14 protein-coding genes are annotated in these 17219 nt (G+C 67.0%); 7 read left to right on the plus strand and 7 right to left on the minus strand.

Features of this window, described 5'->3' with window-relative positions; genetic code table 11:
* Window positions 1–2: 2 nt before the first annotated feature.
* Both AC3CD9_RS09915 and rsmA read right to left on the minus strand, forming a co-directional pair.
* Window positions 3–950 carry a 4-(cytidine 5'-diphospho)-2-C-methyl-D-erythritol kinase gene (locus AC3CD9_RS09915; protein ID WP_488367462.1) on the minus strand — a complete coding sequence of 316 codons (948 nt, stop codon included), beginning with the start codon at window positions 948–950 and terminating at the stop codon, window positions 3–5.
* Entirely contained in the window at window positions 947–1897 is a 951-nt protein-coding gene (gene rsmA, locus AC3CD9_RS09920) for a 16S rRNA (adenine(1518)-N(6)/adenine(1519)-N(6))-dimethyltransferase RsmA (RefSeq protein ID WP_488367464.1), read from the minus strand. Before rsmA ends, AC3CD9_RS09915 begins: the two co-directional genes overlap by 4 nt.
* A gap of 115 nt (window positions 1898–2012) precedes the next feature.
* On the opposite strand from rsmA, the gene AC3CD9_RS09925 reads away from it, so the two are divergent.
* From AC3CD9_RS09925 to AC3CD9_RS09935, 3 genes are all read left to right on the plus strand, one after another.
* Window positions 2013–3230, plus strand: a complete 1218-nt coding sequence (locus AC3CD9_RS09925) for a class I SAM-dependent methyltransferase (RefSeq protein ID WP_488367465.1) — start codon at window positions 2013–2015, stop codon at window positions 3228–3230.
* Between the two features lie 31 nt (window positions 3231–3261).
* On the plus strand, window positions 3262–4110 hold the full coding sequence (locus AC3CD9_RS09930) for a sulfurtransferase (protein ID WP_488367466.1): 849 nt from the start codon (window positions 3262–3264) through the stop codon (window positions 4108–4110).
* Between the two features lie 415 nt (window positions 4111–4525).
* Window positions 4526–5422, plus strand: a complete 897-nt coding sequence (locus AC3CD9_RS09935; RefSeq protein WP_488367467.1) for a C40 family peptidase — start codon at window positions 4526–4528, stop codon at window positions 5420–5422.
* A 123-nt stretch (window positions 5423–5545) separates the two neighbouring features.
* Here AC3CD9_RS09935 and AC3CD9_RS09940 read toward each other — a convergent pair whose 3' ends face one another.
* The 5 genes from AC3CD9_RS09940 to AC3CD9_RS09960 form a co-directional block, all read right to left on the minus strand.
* Entirely contained in the window at window positions 5546–7183 is a 1638-nt protein-coding gene (locus AC3CD9_RS09940; protein ID WP_488367468.1) for a glycoside hydrolase family 3 N-terminal domain-containing protein, read from the minus strand.
* Between the two features lie 38 nt (window positions 7184–7221).
* A complete protein-coding gene (locus tag AC3CD9_RS09945) occupies window positions 7222–8736 on the minus strand; it encodes a mannitol dehydrogenase family protein (protein ID WP_488367469.1) in 1515 nt (504 codons plus the stop codon).
* Window positions 8733–9686 carry a carbohydrate ABC transporter permease gene (locus tag AC3CD9_RS09950; RefSeq protein WP_488367470.1) on the minus strand — a complete coding sequence of 318 codons (954 nt, stop codon included), beginning with the start codon at window positions 9684–9686 and terminating at the stop codon, window positions 8733–8735. The genes AC3CD9_RS09945 and AC3CD9_RS09950 overlap by 4 nt, the downstream gene beginning before the upstream one ends.
* A complete protein-coding gene (locus tag AC3CD9_RS09955; RefSeq protein WP_253903790.1) occupies window positions 9683–10624 on the minus strand; it encodes a carbohydrate ABC transporter permease in 942 nt (313 codons plus the stop codon). The genes AC3CD9_RS09950 and AC3CD9_RS09955 overlap by 4 nt, the downstream gene beginning before the upstream one ends.
* 93 nt (window positions 10625–10717) lie before the next feature.
* Window positions 10718–12076: an ABC transporter substrate-binding protein gene (locus tag AC3CD9_RS09960; protein WP_488367471.1), complete on the minus strand. Its 1359-nt coding sequence runs from the start codon at window positions 12074–12076 to the stop codon at window positions 10718–10720.
* A gap of 130 nt (window positions 12077–12206) precedes the next feature.
* On the opposite strand from AC3CD9_RS09960, the gene AC3CD9_RS09965 reads away from it, so the two are divergent.
* From AC3CD9_RS09965 to AC3CD9_RS09980, 4 genes are all read left to right on the plus strand, one after another.
* Window positions 12207–13220 carry a sugar-binding domain-containing protein gene (locus AC3CD9_RS09965; RefSeq protein ID WP_488367472.1) on the plus strand — a complete coding sequence of 338 codons (1014 nt, stop codon included), beginning with the start codon at window positions 12207–12209 and terminating at the stop codon, window positions 13218–13220.
* On the plus strand, window positions 13217–14872 hold the full coding sequence (locus AC3CD9_RS09970) for a xylulokinase (protein ID WP_488367473.1): 1656 nt from the start codon (window positions 13217–13219) through the stop codon (window positions 14870–14872). The genes AC3CD9_RS09965 and AC3CD9_RS09970 overlap by 4 nt, the downstream gene beginning before the upstream one ends.
* A gap of 5 nt (window positions 14873–14877) precedes the next feature.
* Window positions 14878–15975: an ABC transporter ATP-binding protein gene (locus AC3CD9_RS09975; RefSeq protein ID WP_488367474.1), complete on the plus strand. Its 1098-nt coding sequence runs from the start codon at window positions 14878–14880 to the stop codon at window positions 15973–15975.
* Between the two features lie 98 nt (window positions 15976–16073).
* Window positions 16074–17201: a glutamate--cysteine ligase gene (locus AC3CD9_RS09980; protein WP_488367475.1), complete on the plus strand. Its 1128-nt coding sequence runs from the start codon at window positions 16074–16076 to the stop codon at window positions 17199–17201.
* Window positions 17202–17219: the final 18 nt, after the last annotated feature.

Below are 17219 nucleotides of genomic sequence, written 5' to 3' on the forward strand. Positions count from 1 at the left end.
GGTCAGCCTTCGTCCACGATATGCGCTCCGGGCGCGGGCCCGGTGGTGCGCAGCGCTTCGTTGACGCCTCTCGTGGCCTGCAGGAGCACGGCGAGGTCGAGGGCGTGGTGGGCGTCGCGGGCGAGGAAGCCGATCGTCGGACCTGACCCGCTGAGCAGGGGCAGGACGGCGCCGGCGTCCCGGCCGGCCTCCATCACCTCGGCGATTTCGGGCATGAAGGACACGGCCGCCTCGGTGAGATCGTTCGCCGCGAATTCGGCGAGCGTGTCCGGTTCGCCGGCGGCGAGCGCCGTGAGCACCTGATCGGGGACGGTCGCGGGTGCCGGGTCGGGGTTGAGTTCGTCGAAGCGGGCGTAGACGGCCGGGGTGGGCAGGGGCGACGCCGAGGTGGCCATCACCCAGTGGAAGGTTCCGCGGGTGAGCACGGGGCTCAGCTTCTCCCCGCGACCGTGGCCGATGGCCGTGCCCCCGCGCAGGAGGAAAGCGACGTCGGCTCCGACGGCGACCGCGCATTCGTGGAGGATCGCCTCATCGACTCCGCCGACGAGGTGAGCGGCTCCGACGAGGGCGGCGGCCGCGTCGGCCGATCCCCCGCCCATTCCGCCGGCCACGGGCACCTGTTTGTCGATGACGATGTCGAGGTCGCGCAGCACATCGACATCCCGGTCGCCCTCGAGCGCGGCGATGAGGAGGTCGACGGCACGTCGGGCGAAGTTCGAGTCATCGTGTGGGACCGCGGCATCCGCGTAGCGGCCCTGGACGATGATCGTTCGTGTTCCGCCCGGAATGAGGGTGAGGGTCTCGCCGAGGTTGAGCGCTTGGAATACGGTCGCGAGCTCGTGATACCCGTCCTTCGCCGCACCCACACCGAGGTGGATGTTGATCTTTCCCGGCGCCTGCACTTTCACCGGGGCCGGGATCGTCATGCGCGGATGCAGCGGGACGGTCATGGTGAGGGATCCTCGGCGGGCGGGGCCGGTGCAGCGGCATCTCCGTTGGAGGCGCCACCGTCGGCGACGGCAACGGCGGCGAGGCGTTGGAAGTCGGCGACGGTGAGGGCCTCGCCGCGGGTCTTCGGGTCGATTCCGGCAGCTGTCAGCAGGTCTTCGGACCGCTGGGGGCTGCCGGCCCACCCGGACAGGGCTGCGCGCAGGGTCTTGCGGCGCTGGGCGAAGGCTGAGTCGATGAGGGTGAAGAGGCGGCTGCGCACGTCCGGGTCGCGGTCGGTGCGGGTGACGTCGATGCGCACGAGTCCGGAGTCGATGTTCGGGGCCGGCCAGAACACGTTCTTGCCGATCTTGCCCGCCAGCTGCACGTCTCCGTACCACTGGGCTTTGACGCTGGGGACGCCGTACGTGCGGGAGCCGGGTGCGGCGGCGAGCCGTTCGGCGACTTCGAGCTGGACCATGACGAGGACGGTGGTCAGGCTCGGGAAGGTCTCGAGGAAGTGCAGCAGCACGGGCACGGCGACGTTGTAGGGCAGGTTCGCCACGAGCGCATCGGGCTGGCTTGCGGCAGAGTCAGGCGTGTCGGTCGCGGCTTTGGTGGTGTGCTGCGGCGTGGGCAGCGTCGTGACGCGGAGGGCATCGGCGTTGACCAGGTGGAACGGGGCATCACTGCCGGCGAACCTGTCGACGGTGCTCGGCAGCTTCTGTGCGAGCAGTTCGTCGATCTCGACCGCGGTGACCCTGTGACCGGCTTCGAGCAGGCCGAGGGTGAGCGAACCGAGTCCCGGACCGATCTCGACGACGTTCGAGTTCTCTTCGAGACCTGCTGCGGTGACGATCGAGCGCACGGTATTGGGGTCGATGACGAAGTTCTGGCCCTTCTGCTTCGTCGGGCGCAGACCGATGTCAGCGGCTAATTCGCGGATATCGCGGGCGGTCAATAACGTCACAGCCAACAACTTACCGCAACGGTCGGCTCGCACAATCACCGCAGCGGCCCGGCGGTTCGGGTGGACCGCCTCGGCGAGGGAATGACCTCACCGCGCAGACGATAGGGTGAAGCCTATGGATCCGCAGACACTGACCGAACTGCTCGACGTCGCCGTCCTCGAACGTCTCGACCGCATCGATGACCTCGAAGGCGACGAGCTCGCCCGGTCGACGGCTCTGCGGAAGGAGGGCTACTCCGCCGAGGTGACTGCGGCCCTGCTCACTCAGGCTCGGCTGCGTCAGGAGGCGGCAGCGAAGCTCGGACCTTTCGCGGAGGACATGCTCTTCACTCGCGACGGTCTGGCCCAGGCCACGCGGCTGCCGGTCGCCGCTCATCATGCGCGTCGCCTCATCGGCGACGTGGCCGAGGGTGAGTCCTTCCGCATCGCCGACCTCGGGTGCGGGATCGGCGCGGATTCGGTCGCCTTCGCCGGAATGGGCGCGCAGGTCTCGGCTGTCGACGCCGACGAGGTCACCGCTGCCATCGCCGCTTTCAACCTCCGCCACCTGCCCGATGCCGCCGTCGAACATGCGCGTGCCGAGGCTGTCGACCTGGATGGATTCGATGCCCTCTGGTTCGATCCGGCCCGGCGGACCGTCGGCAAGGCCGACAAGCGCGGATCGACCGCCCGCATCACCGACCCCGAGGCGTTCTCCCCCTCTCTGTCATGGGTGATCGAGCAGGCGAGCGCGGCGAAGGCAGCCGGGGTGAAGCTCGGCCCGGCGCTCGACCACGACCTCGTTCCCGACGATGCCGAAGCTCAGTGGGTCTCCCATAACGGCGAGGTCGTCGAGGTCTGCCTCTACTTCGGTGCGGCCACGCAGCGCCCCGGCCGTGGAGCCCTCGTCATGGGCGAACGCACCCTCCTCGTCCACGAGGACAACCTGCCCGATGAGGACGAGTCGGGCATCGGGGAGCTCGGGAAGTATCTGCTCGAACCCGACGGGGCGATCGTGCGCGCCGGACTCGTCGCCGCATTGTGCGCACCGCTGCAGGCCCGCCGACTCCACCCGAAGATCGCGTATCTGACCACCGACGTCGAACCGAGCGGGCCGGCCTCCGCCGGCGTCACCGCCTACGAAGTCGTCGACGTACTGCCCGCGAAGGTCCCGAGCCTGCGCAAGGAGCTCGTCTCCCGCGGAATCGGCTCGGTCGTGATCAAAAAGCGCGGCGCCGACATCATTCCCGACCAGGTCCGACGCCAACTCAAACTGCCCAAAGGCGACAGAGCCACGCTCGTATTCACCCGGCTCGGCGACAAGCACGTCGTGCTCCTCACCCAACCGGTGTGACCTTTCAACCAGCCCGTGAAGAAATCCGCCCATGAAGGAGATCGAATTGTCCCGCTCCGACGTTCTCATCAGCGCCGTTGAACTGCTCACCCGAATGGCCGACTCCCCAGCGCCGAGGCTGCTCGACGTCCGTTGGACCCTGCCGAAGCCCGATGGCCGCGAGGACTTCGCCGCCGGGCACATCCCCGGTGCTGTCTATGTCGACCTCGACACGGAGCTCGCCGACCACGGCACCACCGATCCGACGGCCGGTCGCCACCCGCTGCCGAGCCCCGAAGCATTTCAGGAGACGGTGCGCTCCTGGGGCATCGACGAAGGCACCGAGGTCGTGGTCTATGACGACAACTCCTCCCTCGGCGCGGCCCGGGCCTGGTGGCTGCTGTGCTGGGCCGGGTTGAGCGCACGGGTCCTCGACGGCGGACTCGCCGCGTTCCGTGACGCCGGCGGGACGCTCGAGACCGGCGACTCCCCCGAGGTCACACCGAGTGCCGTGGAGATCAGCCCGGGTCGACTGCCCGTCATCGACGCCGAGGCGGCAGCCGGTTTCGATGGAGTCCTGCTCGACGCCCGCGCCGGCGAGCGCTTCCGCGGAGAGACCGAACCGCTCGATCCGCAGGCCGGACACATTCCCGGGGCGAAGAGCGCCCCGGCCACGGACAACGTCCCTGCGGGGACGTTCCTGCCCGAGGCGCTGCTGCGCGAACGCTTCGATGAACTGGGTGCCCTCGATGGTCCCGTCGGCGTGTACTGCGGTTCGGGAGTCACCGCCTGCCACAACGCTCTGGCGCTGGCGACCCTCGGCGTCGAGGCCAGCCTCTACCCCGCGAGCTGGTCCGGCTGGTCATCCGATCCCGACCGACCCGTCGAAACCGGAGCCTGACGCTCAGTCATCACCGCACGTGCGCGCCACCGCATCCGCGCACACCACCGCATGCGCGGTCACGCGCCAGCGGTCACGCGCCAGCGGTCACGCGCCAGCGGTCACGCGCCGACGGCATTCTTGGGTCGATCCACGGTGGTTTGGGCACGCAAAACGCCGCGGATCGACCCAAGAATCGCGTCTTGCGAATGTCACGAAACGTTATTCAAGACTGAGACTGCGCGTTAAATCACAGTCGCAATCGGACGGAATCGCGGCCCTCCACCAGCCACTCCCACCACACTCAGCCCTCTGACCTGCAATTATGTCCTCGAACCTGCCCGATAATCCTTTTGTAACAAAAACGTGACAGAAGATCACGAATTCGTTACAGTGGAGGACATCGTCACACGCAGACAGGCAACGAGAGGAAATCGTGGCATCTCAGCAGCACGGCCGCCGCGCCGCGAACGCCAAGGCCAAGACACCACTGACCGAGCTGAGCGAACTGCTCGCAGCGAACTCCGGCGCATTCGGCCGCCGTGCCGCAGTCGTCGCCGCCAGCGGCGGACTGCTCACCGCAGCAGTCCTCCCCGCCGCCGGGCAGGGAGCCGACGATGAGGCGAAGGTCGCAGCCGAGTCCGAGAAGCAGGCACCGGTCGAGTTCAAGAACCAGACACCGACCATCGATGCCGGCGGCGCGTCGAAGAAGGGTGATCAGGAGGCTGAAGTCACCGTCGACACGGACGTCGTCACCGCCGAGGCCGCACCCAAGCCGAAGCCCAAACCGAAGCCCGAGCCGAAGGAGGAGCCGGAGACGACCGTCGCCGAGCCGGCTCCCGCTGAGGAGCCGGAGGAGGAGCCGAGCGAGTCCTCGGACGATGACTCCGCCGGCACCAGCGATGAGGGTCCGGCCGATTCGGGCGACGACAAGAGCAAGGACGACGGCGCGGACTCGGGCTCCGGGGACGTCAAGGTCCCGGACGGATCGAAGGCCGAGCAGGTCATCGCCATCGCGAAGCAGTACGTGGGCACGCCGTATGTGCTGGGCGGGACTTCGACCAGCGGCTGGGACTGCTCCGGCTACACCTCATTCGTCTACGGCAAGGTGGGCGTGAACCTGCCGCGCACGTCCGATGCGCAGAAGGGTGCCGGGCAGATCGTCTCGGCCTCCGAGGCGAAGGCCGGAGATATCATCTGGTCACCGGGCCACGTCGGCATCTACGCCGGTGACGGCATGATGTATGACGCTGGCAACACTCGAGTGAACACCAGCTACCGCAGCGTCGACTGGATGACCCAGCAGGGTGCTCAGTTCATCCGCGTGCTCTGATCTCCACTCAGAACTGAATACACAGAGATCCCCTCGTCGGCACAGTGCCGGCGAGGGGATTCCTTATGTGCGCCGCTCGGTCACGACCTTGGCTCGTTCACGACCATGAGCGCAGCCTGCTAGTCACCCGCAGTCGGGGGCCTTGTCGCTGCCGTCGTATTCGGCAGGCAGCTGACCCGATGCTTCGAGGTCGCCTTTCAGCCACTTCGCCACGGCCCGCAGCGCGTACGGGTTCGAGTCGTACGCGGTCACGGCGGACTTCGCCGAGGTGCTGCGCATCGTCCATGGAGCAGCGGTGCCCACGGCCACCTCGGCGGAGGTCGACGGGCTCAGGCTCACGGAGGTTCCACCGGATCCGACGGTGAGGTCCTCGGCTTCGGCGGCTTCCTTCAGTGCCGCCTTCTCCTTGTCGCTGCCGCCGACGATCGAGATCGAATCGGTCCCGGTGAAGGAGCATTCGCCCTTGAGCACGGTCAGCGACTTGTCGGCGACCTCGGTGAGGACCTTCTTCGGATCCTTCGCATCCGAGTCCCCGGCCTGCACGCTCTTCTGGGCTTCGGCGGTGGCCAGCTGGGCGGCGACGACGCGTTCGGACTTCTCGACGAGGTCCTTCTTCTCAAGCGTCCCGTCCCCCATCGCCTTGACGATCGCCTTCTGCGCGGCCGCCGAATCCGGGGGCATGAGCGCGATATCGGCTCCAGCAGCGAGCGCCTTCACGGTCTCTCCGCCCTTGAGGTTCTGCGGCACGGCCTTCATGTTCAGCGCATCCGTGGTGATGACACCGTCATAGTCGAGGGTCTCGCGCAGCGCCGAGTAGGCCTTCTTGTTCAGCGTCGCGGGCGTCGTCTTCGCATCGGGCAGCCCGATATGGCCCATCATCACCATCGGCACACCGGCCTTGACCGCGGATTTGAACGGCAGGAGGTCCGTGTCCTCCATCTCCTCGATCGACTTCTCCGACACCGGCAGGCTCTCGTGCGAATCCACGCCGAGGCGGCCGTGCCCCGGGAAATGCTTCGCCGAGCTCGACACTCCACCGGACCGGTATCCGTCGACGGCGTCGGCGACGACCTCGGCGACATCCTCGTGGTCGGTGCCGCCCGAGCGGACGTTGATCGCTTTGTCCTTCGGTCCGACCGTGACGTCGGAGTCCGGAGCGAAGTCGATGGTGAAGCCCAGATCGGTGAGGTTCTGCCCCTGCACGGTCGTGGCGTCGGTGATGAGATCGGAATCGTCGGTCGCGGCCAGTCCCATGAGCGGCGGGAACGGCAGCGCTGCGGTGCCCAGGCGTGACACCGGTCCGCCTTCCTGGTCGACGCCGATCGATACGGGCTGCCCCTTCGTCCGGGCCCCGGAGATCTGATCAGTCAGTTCCGTGACCTGGTCCTTCGTCGGGTTCTCCTGCAGGTTGTAGCCCATGACGATGACCCCGCCGAGGTGGTTCTGCTTGACCATGTCCACCGGGGTCTGCGTGTCGGTGCCTTCCCAGGTGCCGATGATGAGGGACCCGGCGAGTTCCTCGTCGGAGAAGTCTCCGACGATGTCCGCGGCCTCGTCCTTGAAGTCGGCCGGATCGGCGTCGGCGGGGTCATCCAGGGACGATTCGGTCTGGGCTTCAGACTGCGCTTGGGTCTGAGAACCCGAATCGGCGGAGGACTTCTGTCCGGCCGTGGAGGATTCGGGGGCTGACGCTCCGCCGGAACAGCCGACGAGCGCGAGAGTCGTGGTCAGGGCCAGGAGGCTCAGGCGAGAACGCAACATGTCTCCATGCTAGACGTTCCCGCCTGCTCAACGCCTGTTCAGAGTTCTTCGTGAGCGGCCAGGCGGCGGGCAGTCTCCTTCGCTCCCCGCACGTGCAGCGATGTCAGTGCCTTGAGATACGGTTCAGTGAACCTCGGCTCCTCGGCGAGCGGTCCGAAGAACTGTTCCTGCCGGACGAAAGCCAGCGGGTCCTCTGCCTGTGTCGCGGCCACTGCCTGCAGTTCGTCGGCATAGCGGTCGACGATGGTGAACCGACCGCCGGATTCGTCGTGCCCTTCGGCATACCGGGCCCACGAGGCGCAGATCGCCGCGGCCACCTCGATCGGGTGGCCCGAGGCGAGGTTGTCCTTGACGACCGGCAGCAGCCATTTGGGGATCCGGTCAGAGGACTCTGCGCCGAGGCGGGCGAGCGTGTCGCGGATCTCCGGGTTGCTGAAGCGTTCGATGAGTGAGTCCTTGTAGGCGTCCAGGTCGATTCCGGGCAGCGGTGCCAGGCTCGGTGTGCCTTCCTCGTCCATGTATCGGCGCAGGTAGACGGGGATGTCCGGGTTCGCCATCGCTTCATGGGCGAAGGTGTATCCGCCGAGGAGGCCGAAGTACGCGAGCCCCTGGTGCCCGGAGTTGAGCAGGCGCAGCTTCATATGCTCATAGGGCTGCACGTCGTCGACGACCTGTACTCGAGCCTCTTCATAGGGAGGACGACCAGAGGTGAAATCGTCCTCGAGCACCCACTGGAAGAAGGGCTCGGCGACGACCGGCCAGGCATCGGCCACTCCCGTGTCGGTCACCAGATCGGCGCGGTCGCCATCGGTGGTGGCCGGGGTGATGCGGTCGACCATCGAGTTCGGAAAGGCCACTGACTCGGCGATCCACTCGGCGAGTTCGGCATCGACGAGGCGAGCGAAGGCAGAGAACATCTTCGCCGCCACATCGCCGTTCTCCGAGATGTTGTCGCACGACTGCACGGTGAACGGTGCGATTCCGGCCTCACGCCGTAACCGCAGTGCGGAGACGACATAGCCGAAGACGGTGGCCGGCAGCTCACCGGCCCGCAGTGCCTCTGCGTCGGCGGCGATCGTCGGCTCATCGGTGATGAACTCCCCGGTGACGGGGTTGACGTTGTATCCGCCCTCGGTGACGGTCAGGGAGACGATCCGGATCGTCTCATCGGTGAGCAGATCGAGCAGTCCGGCAGGGTCATCGGGCCCGAATCGGTAGTCGATGATCGACCCGATCACCCGACGTTCCTTGGTTCCGTCGGCGTGTTTGAGAGTCAGTGTGTACAGGTGGTCCTGGTCGGCGAGAGCATCGCGCATGGCCACATCGTGGGGCAGAACTCCGGCCCCGACGATCCCCCAGTCGGCGGCGAGCCCAGCCCCGAGCAGGTCGTCGAGGACCATCGCCATGTGCGCCCGGTGGAATCCGCCCACTCCGAAGTGGACGATGCCGGGGCTCACGGCCGACCGATCATAGGTGGGGACGGCGATGCCGTGGTCGGCCACCTCGGCGAGGTTCTGGGTGTTGAGGGAAAGCGCGGTGGTCGGTGCGGTCATTTGACGGCTCCCATGGACAGGCCCTGGACGAGTTTGTCCTGGGCGGCGATTCCGGCCACGAGCACGGGCACGGAGATGATGAGCGAGGCCGCGCACACCTGTGACAGGAACAGTCCCTGGGAGGTGACGAAGCTGGTGAGGAACACGGGTGCCGTCGATGCCGCCGTGGAGGTGAGCACGGTGGCGAAGAGGAGTTCGTTCCACGAGAAGATGAAGCAGATCAGTGCGGTCGCGGCCAGTCCGGGTGCGGTCAGCGGCAGCAGGATCTGGAGAAAGACGCGCGGCAGGCGGGCGCCATCGAGTTCGGCGGCTTCGAGGACTTCGACGGGCACCTCGGCGAGGAAGGAGCGCATCATCCATATCGCGATCGGCATATTCATCGCCGAGTAGATGATGATGAGCAGCAGCCAGGTGTCGAGGATGCCGAAGGATTTCGCGACGAGGTAGACGGGCAGGAGGCCGGCGACCATCGGCAGCATCTTCGTCGACAGGAGGAAGAACAGCACGTCCGACCAGCGTTCGATGCGGCGGATCGCCAGTGAGTACGCGGCCATCGTGGAGAGGACGAGGACGATGAGCGTCGAGACGATCGCGGCGACCGCCGAGTTGATGAGGAACGGCCACGGGTTCGCGCCGTTGCCGCCGCCGAAGAAGTTGACGAAGGACTCCAGCGTCAGCGGAGCGAAGTAGCTCGGCGGGTTCGTCGAGGCGTCGGTCTCCGCGTGCAGGCTGGTCAGCAGCATCCACAGCAGAGGTGAGACGAACAGGAGTCCGACGAACCAGGCCAACAGGCCGAGCAGGATCTTGCCCGCCCGCCCCTGGCCGGGCCGCCTCGGTGCGTTCGCCTTTCGCCGAGGCGGCTCTGCGGATCCGGGTCCGCCCGGTTCGGTCGGGGTGGGGGTCACCCCGGGGGCGGGGTGGTTATCCACGGTGAGGTCGGGAGTGCTCATGAGTTCTCCTCCTTGAGCAGGGTCGATGCGGTGCGCAGGGCGAAGGTCGCAGTGATGAGGGAGGCGATGACGACGATGACGCCGACGGCGGAGGCGACTCCGTAGTCCTGGGCGACGAAGAACTCCTGGTAGATGACGTACGGCAGGGTGGCGGTGCCGAGCCCTCCGGAGGTCATGGTGAAGACCATGTCGAAGTTCTGGACGATGTAGATGGTGCCCAGCAGTGCGGCGAGTTCGATGTATCGGCGCAGGTGGGGCAGGGTGATGAAACGGAAAGTCTGCCAGGGCCCGGCGCCGTCGACGAGGGCCGCCTCGTAGACGTCCATGGGTCGTGACTGCAGTCCGGCGAGCATGATGAGCATCATGAACGGCGTCCACTGCCAGACGAGGACGATCCCGATGCCCAGCAGCGGGTTCGAGGTCATGAGGTCCGGCTGTGGGGCGTTCTCTCCGAACATGGTGGTCAGCAGCCCGTTGATGAGGCCGTATGAAGGGTTGAAGATCGCGTGCTTGAACAGCAGCGCGGCGGCGACGGGGACGACGAGGAACGGGGTGATCATCAGGGTGCGGACGAATCCGCGGCCGATGAACTTCCGATCGAGCAGCAGCGCGATGCCCAGGCCCAGCAGAGCCGAGGCCAGCACGACGCCGACCGTGAGCCCGACGGTGACGATGACGGCCTTGAGCAGGTTCGCATCGGTGAAGACGGTGACGTAGTTCTGGACGGTGCCGAAGCTGATGTCATCGGGGTAGGCGGCGTTCCAGTTCATGAACGAGATGATGATCGTGATCGCGAACGGGATCTGGGTGACGAGGATGACGAAGATCAGCGCCGGCAGCATGGGCGCGCGCTTGAGCCATCGGTCCTTGGCACGGGGTTTCGGCGGCGTGATCGGCTGCGATGCACGCTCGGCGGCTGGAGCTGACACTTCGAACATCCTTCGTCAGGCGGGTGGTGGGTCAGGCGGTGGTGCGGATGGGGCCGGGGCCGCCTCGGGGAGGGCGATCATCACCCACCCCGAGGCGATCGATCACTTCTTGTACTTGTCTCCGACCTTCTCGGCTTCCTTCTGGCCCTTCTTCAGGGCCGCGTCAGCCGACGTCCGACCGGCGATGGCGGAGCTGACGTCTTCGGAGATGCCCGTGGCGAGGTCCGCGAATTCGGGGATCGTCACGAACTGGACTCCCAGCGTCGGTCGCGGCTGGACTCCTGGGCTGACCGGATCGGCCGAGTTGATGGCGTCCTCGGTCTGCTGATAGAAGGGCTTCGCGGCCTTCTGGTACTCGGGGTTCTCATAGGTCGAGGTCCGCTTGCCGGCCGGCACGTGCTGCCAGCCGAGCTCCTCGGCGACGGTCTCCTCGTAGTCCTTCGACGAGGCCCAGGCGACGAACTGCTTCGCCGCGTCCTGGTTCTTGCCTGCGGCCTGGATGCCCCAGGCCCAGGTGTAGAGCCAGGAGCTCGACTCCGTCTCCTTCACTGGCGCCGCGACGTAGCCGATCTTGCCCTTGACGGGAGAGTCATCGGCCTCGAGGGTTCCGGTGGCGGCCGTCGAGTCGTACCACATGGCGACCTTGCCCTGCTGCAGGTTCGTCAGGCACTCGGTGTAGCCGGCCTGCGGGGCACCGGATTCGCCGTGATCCTTGATGAGGTCGACGTAGAAGTTCGTGGCTTCCTTGAATTCCTTGGAATCGACCTGCGCGTTCCAGTCCTCGTCGAACCAGGTTCCGCCGAAGGTGTTGACCACGGTCGTCAGCGGAGCGAACATCTCGCCCCAGCCGGGCAGCCCGCGCAGGCAGATGCCCTTCGTGCCCTTCTCCGCACCGTCGACCTTCGCCGCGAGCTTCGCGACTTCCTCCCAGGTCGGCTTCTCCGGCATCTCCACCCCGGCCTTGTCGAAGATGTCCGTGCGGTACATGAGGAACGAGCCCTCACCGTAGAACGGCTCACCGTAGACCTGGTCGTCGACCGTCATCGACTCGGCCATCGGGGCGAGGATGTCGTCCTGGTCGAAGCCCTCGGCATCGACGACGCCTTCGTCCATGGGGGTGAGCCACTTGTTCTTCGCGTAGGTCGGGATCTCGTAGTTCGACATCGAGGCGACGTCGTAGTTGCCGGCCTGAGCGGCGAACTCCTGGCCGATCTTCGCCCGCACCTCGTTCTCCGGCAGCACGGTGTAGTTGACCTTGATGCCCGTGTCCTTGGTGAAGTGGTCGGCCGTGAACTTCTGCAGGTCCTGCATCTGCGGGTTGTTGACCATGAGAACGTTGACTTCATCGCCGCCGCCCCCGGCCGAGTTGCCGCCGGCCCCACCACAGCCGGACAATGCCAGTGCTCCGACCATGCCGATGGCCGCCCAGGTGGCTCTCCGGCCTGTGATCTGGTGTTTCATCGTTGCGCCTTCCCTCGTCCTTGCGGGATCGCAGCCCGCCGTCGGTTCGCTGCGAGAAAATCATATGAGCATCCGTGCTCATATGTGCAATACTGTGTCACGAACCAATCAGATGTGCAACACTTCACATATGAGCGAACACAGAGTCGTCGACGCCGAAGGGAGGACCATGTCCACGGTGCCCACCGCCCGCCACCGCCGCTTCCTCGCCCAGCTGGCCCGCGATCACTACCTCGAGGGGCGGTCCAAGGTCGAGATCGGCAAGGCGAACGGACTCAGCCGGTTTCAGGTCGCCCGCCTCCTCCAGGAGGCCGTCGACACCGGAGTCGTGACCATCACCATCGAAGCCGATGCCTGTGAAGCCGACGGTCTGGCCGAGCAGGTCACCGCAGCGCTCGGCCTCGACTCGGTCATCATCGTCGACATCCCCGACGAGACCCAGGCCTCCCAGCAGATGGGTCGGGCCGCGCTGTCGCTGGTCGGCCGCCACGCCCATGCGGGCATGCGCATCGGCCTGTCCTGGTCGCGCACCTTGGATTCCGCTGCCGCGTTCACTCCGGCCCTGCCCCGCTGCACGATCGTCCAGCTCGCCGGTGCGCTGCGCCTGGAATCGCATCGTCCCAGCTCGGAGATCTTCACTCGACTGGGCCAGGATCCGGCCGTGAGCATGGTCCGCCTGCCCGCCCCGCTGCTCGTCACGGAAGCGGGAACCGCCGCTGATCTGCGGGCACTGCCCGAGATCTCCGGGACCCTGGCCGCCGCCGATGACCTCGATCTTGCCGTGGTCTCCGTGGCTTCCTGGGCCGAAGGCCTGTCCTCGGTGTGGGAGAAGTGCTCCCCCGCCCAGCGTCAGGCGGGCATCGACGACGGCGCCATCGCCGAGGTGTCCGGACGTCTCTTCGCCGCCGACGGATCCGATGTCACCACGATCGACGATCGCGTCATCGCCGTCACCCTCGATCAGCTTCGCCGGGCTGCGACGACCGTGGGAGTCGCCCGTGGAGCCGAGCGCGCCCGCGCGGTCCGTGCCGCCTGTGCCGCCGGGATCCTCGATATCGCGATCATCGACCGCTCCTTGGCCGATGAGATCCTCACCGAGGCGGCCGACCCCGGTGCCGCGCCAGCTGAGGAGGAGTTCCGATGAGCACAGCTCGCAGGTTCGTCGCCGGTGTCGACTCCTCGACCCAGAGCTGCAAGGTCGTCATCGCCGATCCGGACTCCGGGGACATCATCCGCACCGGTTCGGCTCCGCACCCTCCCGGCACCGAGGTCGACCCCGAAGCGTGGTGGACGGCTCTGCAGGGGGCGATCGCGGCTGCCGGCGGACTCGACGATGTCGCGGGTCTGAGCATCAGCGGTCAGCAGCATGGACTCGTCGCCCTCGACGCCGAGGGCCGGGTCATCCGCGATGCCCTGCTGTGGAACGATCTGCGCAGCAAGGCCGCGGCCAGAGACCTCATCGCCGAGGTCGGAGCCGCCGAGTATGTCGCACGCACCGGGGTCCTGCCCGTCGCCTCCTTCACCGCCGCCAAACTGCGGTGGCTGCGCGATGCCGAACCGGGCAATGCCGCCCGGGTCGCCGCCGTCGCCCTGCCGCATGACTGGCTGAGCTGGCGCTTCCTCGGATACGGCCCTGCCGACTCCTCCGTTCGCGGTCCGGTGCTCGAGGCCCTGGTCACCGACGCGTCCGACGCCAGCGGCACCGCCTACTTCGACCCCTCCGCTTCTCGCTACGATCTCGATCTCTTCCGCATCGCCTTCGGTGCGTCCGCTTGTGAGGCAGCGGGCCTGCCGTGCGCCGCGGATACGGACGTCGAGGCGGATTCACTGGACGTGGGCGGGAACGGGCAGGCCGCCTCGGCGATCGTCCTTCCCCGCGTCCTCGCCCCCGACGAGGCGGCCGGGCACAGCCCGGAGGGAATCGTCGTGGGCCCCGGGGCCGGGGACAATGCGGCCGCGGCGCTGGGACTCGGGGTCACCTCGGGGGATCTCGTCATCTCGATCGGAACGTCCGGTACGGTCTTCGGCACCACCGACCTGCCCATCGCCGATTCGTCCGGCACGGTCGCCGGGTTCGCCTCGGCCGACGGCGGGCGCCTGCCGCTGGTCGCCACGCTCAATGCCGCCCGCGTCCTCGATTCGGCGGCGAAGCTGCTGCGGGTCAGCCACGACGAACTCGCGGCCCTGGCGCTGGCGTCCCGGCCGGGAGCGGACGGGCTCACGCTCGTCCCGTATTTCGAGGGCGAGCGCACCCCGAACCTGCCCGATGCCACCGCTCGGCTCGAGGGGATGACCCTGGCGAACTCCTCGGCGGAGAACGTCGCCCGCGCCTTCGTCGAAGGAATGCTGTGCGGTCTGGCCGACGGGCTCGACGCGGTGCAGGCGCAGGGCCTGCAGACCGGACGGCTGCTGCTCATCGGCGGGGCGGCACGCAATCCTGCCGTCCGGGAGGTCGCCCGCGATATCTTCACCGTGCCCATCGATGTGCCCGAACAGGCCGAATACGTCGCCATCGGGGCGGCTCGGCAGGCGGCGTGGACATTGTCGGGAACCCTGCCGGACTGGACAGTCGAGCTCGTCGCCACTCTGCATCCGCGTCCATCGCGGGTGCGGCAGCAGTACCGGTCCTGTGCAGCGCAGACGGCTGCACAGCAGACGGCGAGTCTCGTCTCGCCGGGCCACACAACGTCGGAACTGACTTCATCAGAACCCTCTCTGTCCGAACGCTCATCGTCCGATCAATCACTGACCGATCACCGTGGATCTTCGGGTGCGCACGCATCCGTGAAAGGTTGAGAACAATGGCCACAGTCACCTTCGACAAAGCACTTCGTCAATACCCCGAGGCGCTCAAACCCTCTGTCGACGAGGTCAGCCTCGACATCGCCGACGGGGAGTTCCTCGTCCTCGTCGGCCCCTCGGGCTGCGGGAAGTCGACGACCCTGCGCATGCTCGCCGGGCTCGAACCCGTCGATTCCGGGCACATCCGCATCGGCGACCACGACGTCACGGACCTCTCTTCCAGGGAACGCGATATTGCGATGGTGTTCCAGAACTATGCGCTCTACCCGCATATGAGCGTGCGCGAGAACATGGCCTTTGCGCTGAAGATCGCGGGAGTCGCCAAGCAGGAACGCGATCAGCGCGTCGAGGAGGCCGCCCGCCTGCTCGACCTGGAACCGTACCTCGACCGCAAGCCGAAGGCGCTGTCCGGCGGGCAGCGACAGCGAGTGGCGATGGGACGTGCCATCGTCCGGTCCCCGCAGGTCTTCCTCATGGACGAGCCGCTGTCGAACCTCGATGCGAAGCTGCGGGTGCAGACCCGCGCACAGATCGCCTCCCTGACCCGCCGCCTCGGCGTCACCACCGTCTACGTCACCCACGATCAGGTGGAGGCGATGACGATGGGCGACCGGGTTGCGGTCCTCGCCGACGGCCGGCTGCAGCAGGTGGACACTCCCGCGAACCTCTACGACCGTCCGGCGAACCTCTTCGTCGCGGGCTTCATGGGCTCGCCGGCGATGAACCTCATCGACGTGCCGGTCGAGGGAACGTCGCTGCGCCTCGGCGATGTCGAACTGTCCCTGACTGCGCAGCAACGTGAGCAGGTCACCGGTGAGACGGTCACCGTCGGCATCCGTCCGGAGGATCTGCAGGTCACCGAGACGCAAGGCCTCGAGGTCACCGTCGATCTCGTCGAGGAGCTCGGCGCCGATGCCTTTGTCCACGGTCGAGCCGCCCTGGCCTCGGGCGAGAAGACGGTGGTGGCTCGAGTCGCCGGCCGGTCGACGATCCGCCGCGGGGACACCGTGCGCGTCGCTCCGGATGCCGCACGCCTGCACCTCTTCGACACCGATTCGGGCAGCCGATTGGCCGAGGACCCACGCCGGGCCGCGTGACCAGCGGCGCCGCCTCGGCGGGGGAATGCGGGGCATCACACAGCTCGAAAGTCGCCGCCGAGTCAGGGGAATCGGGCGTGCGCGATTATGATCGGATCATGGTCGATTTCGCACGCTCTCCCCGCTCCACCCTCGGTGTCGAGTGGGAACTGGCTCTGCTGGATTCTCGCAGCCTGGATCTGACCCCGGCTGCCGAGACTCTGTTGGCGGATGTGGCCGAGCATGCGCCCGAGTACGAAAAGCACATCGTCGGAGAGATGCTGACGAACACGATCGAGCTCGTCACCGGCGTGCACAAACAGGTGTCGACCGTCGCCGAGGATCTCGCCACCTCGATCGGGGCGCTGCGGAAGCTGACCGAGGCACGCGGTGTCGAACTGATGTCGGCGGGCACCCACCCGTTCGCGCAGTGGCAGTCGCAGGAGGTCCGAGCGAAGGACCGCTACCTCGAACTCGTCGACCGCACCCAATGGTGGGGTCGGAACATGCTGATCTTCGGCGTCCACGTCCACGTCGGCATCAACTCTCGCGACAAGGTGCTGCCGATCGTCAACGCACTGCTCGCCTATGTCCCGCACCTGCAGGCACTGTCCGCGTCGTCTCCGTTCTGGGGCGGTACGGACACCGGCTATGCCTCGAACCGGGCGATGATGTTCCAGCAGCTCCCGACGGCCGGTCTGCCCTTCCAATTCGATCAGTGGGCGGACTACGAGAAGTACGTCGACGATATGCTCACCACCGGGATCATCGACAACATCAACGAGATCCGCTGGGACATCCGCCCCGCGCCGCACTGGGGCACCGTCGAGGTCCGTGTCTGCGACGGACTGCCGACCCTCGAGGAGATCCTCGCGGTCACTGCGTTCATCCAGTGCCTCGTCGATGACATGTCCGAGCGCCTCGACGCCGGTGAGACCCTGCCGACGATGCCCGATTGGTTCCACAACGAGAACAAGTGGCGCGCCGCCCGCTACGGCATGGACGCGATCATCATCGAGAACGCCGCGGCCGACGAGCGTCTCGTCACCGAATGCCTCGCCGATGAGATCGAGCGGCTCTCGCCCGTCGCCGAACGCCTCGGCTGTGTCGACGAGCTGCACTCGATCACCTCGATCATCGAACGAGGCGTGCCCTACCAGCGCCTGCAGAAGGTCTTCGGGACCACGGGCTCGCTCACCGAGGTGACCCGCTCGCTCATCGGCGACCTCCGCAACTCCTACAGCTGAGGTTTCCGGGGCGGCCAG

The sequence above is a fragment of the Brevibacterium sp. MGP-B1 genome (genome assembly GCF_057766545.1).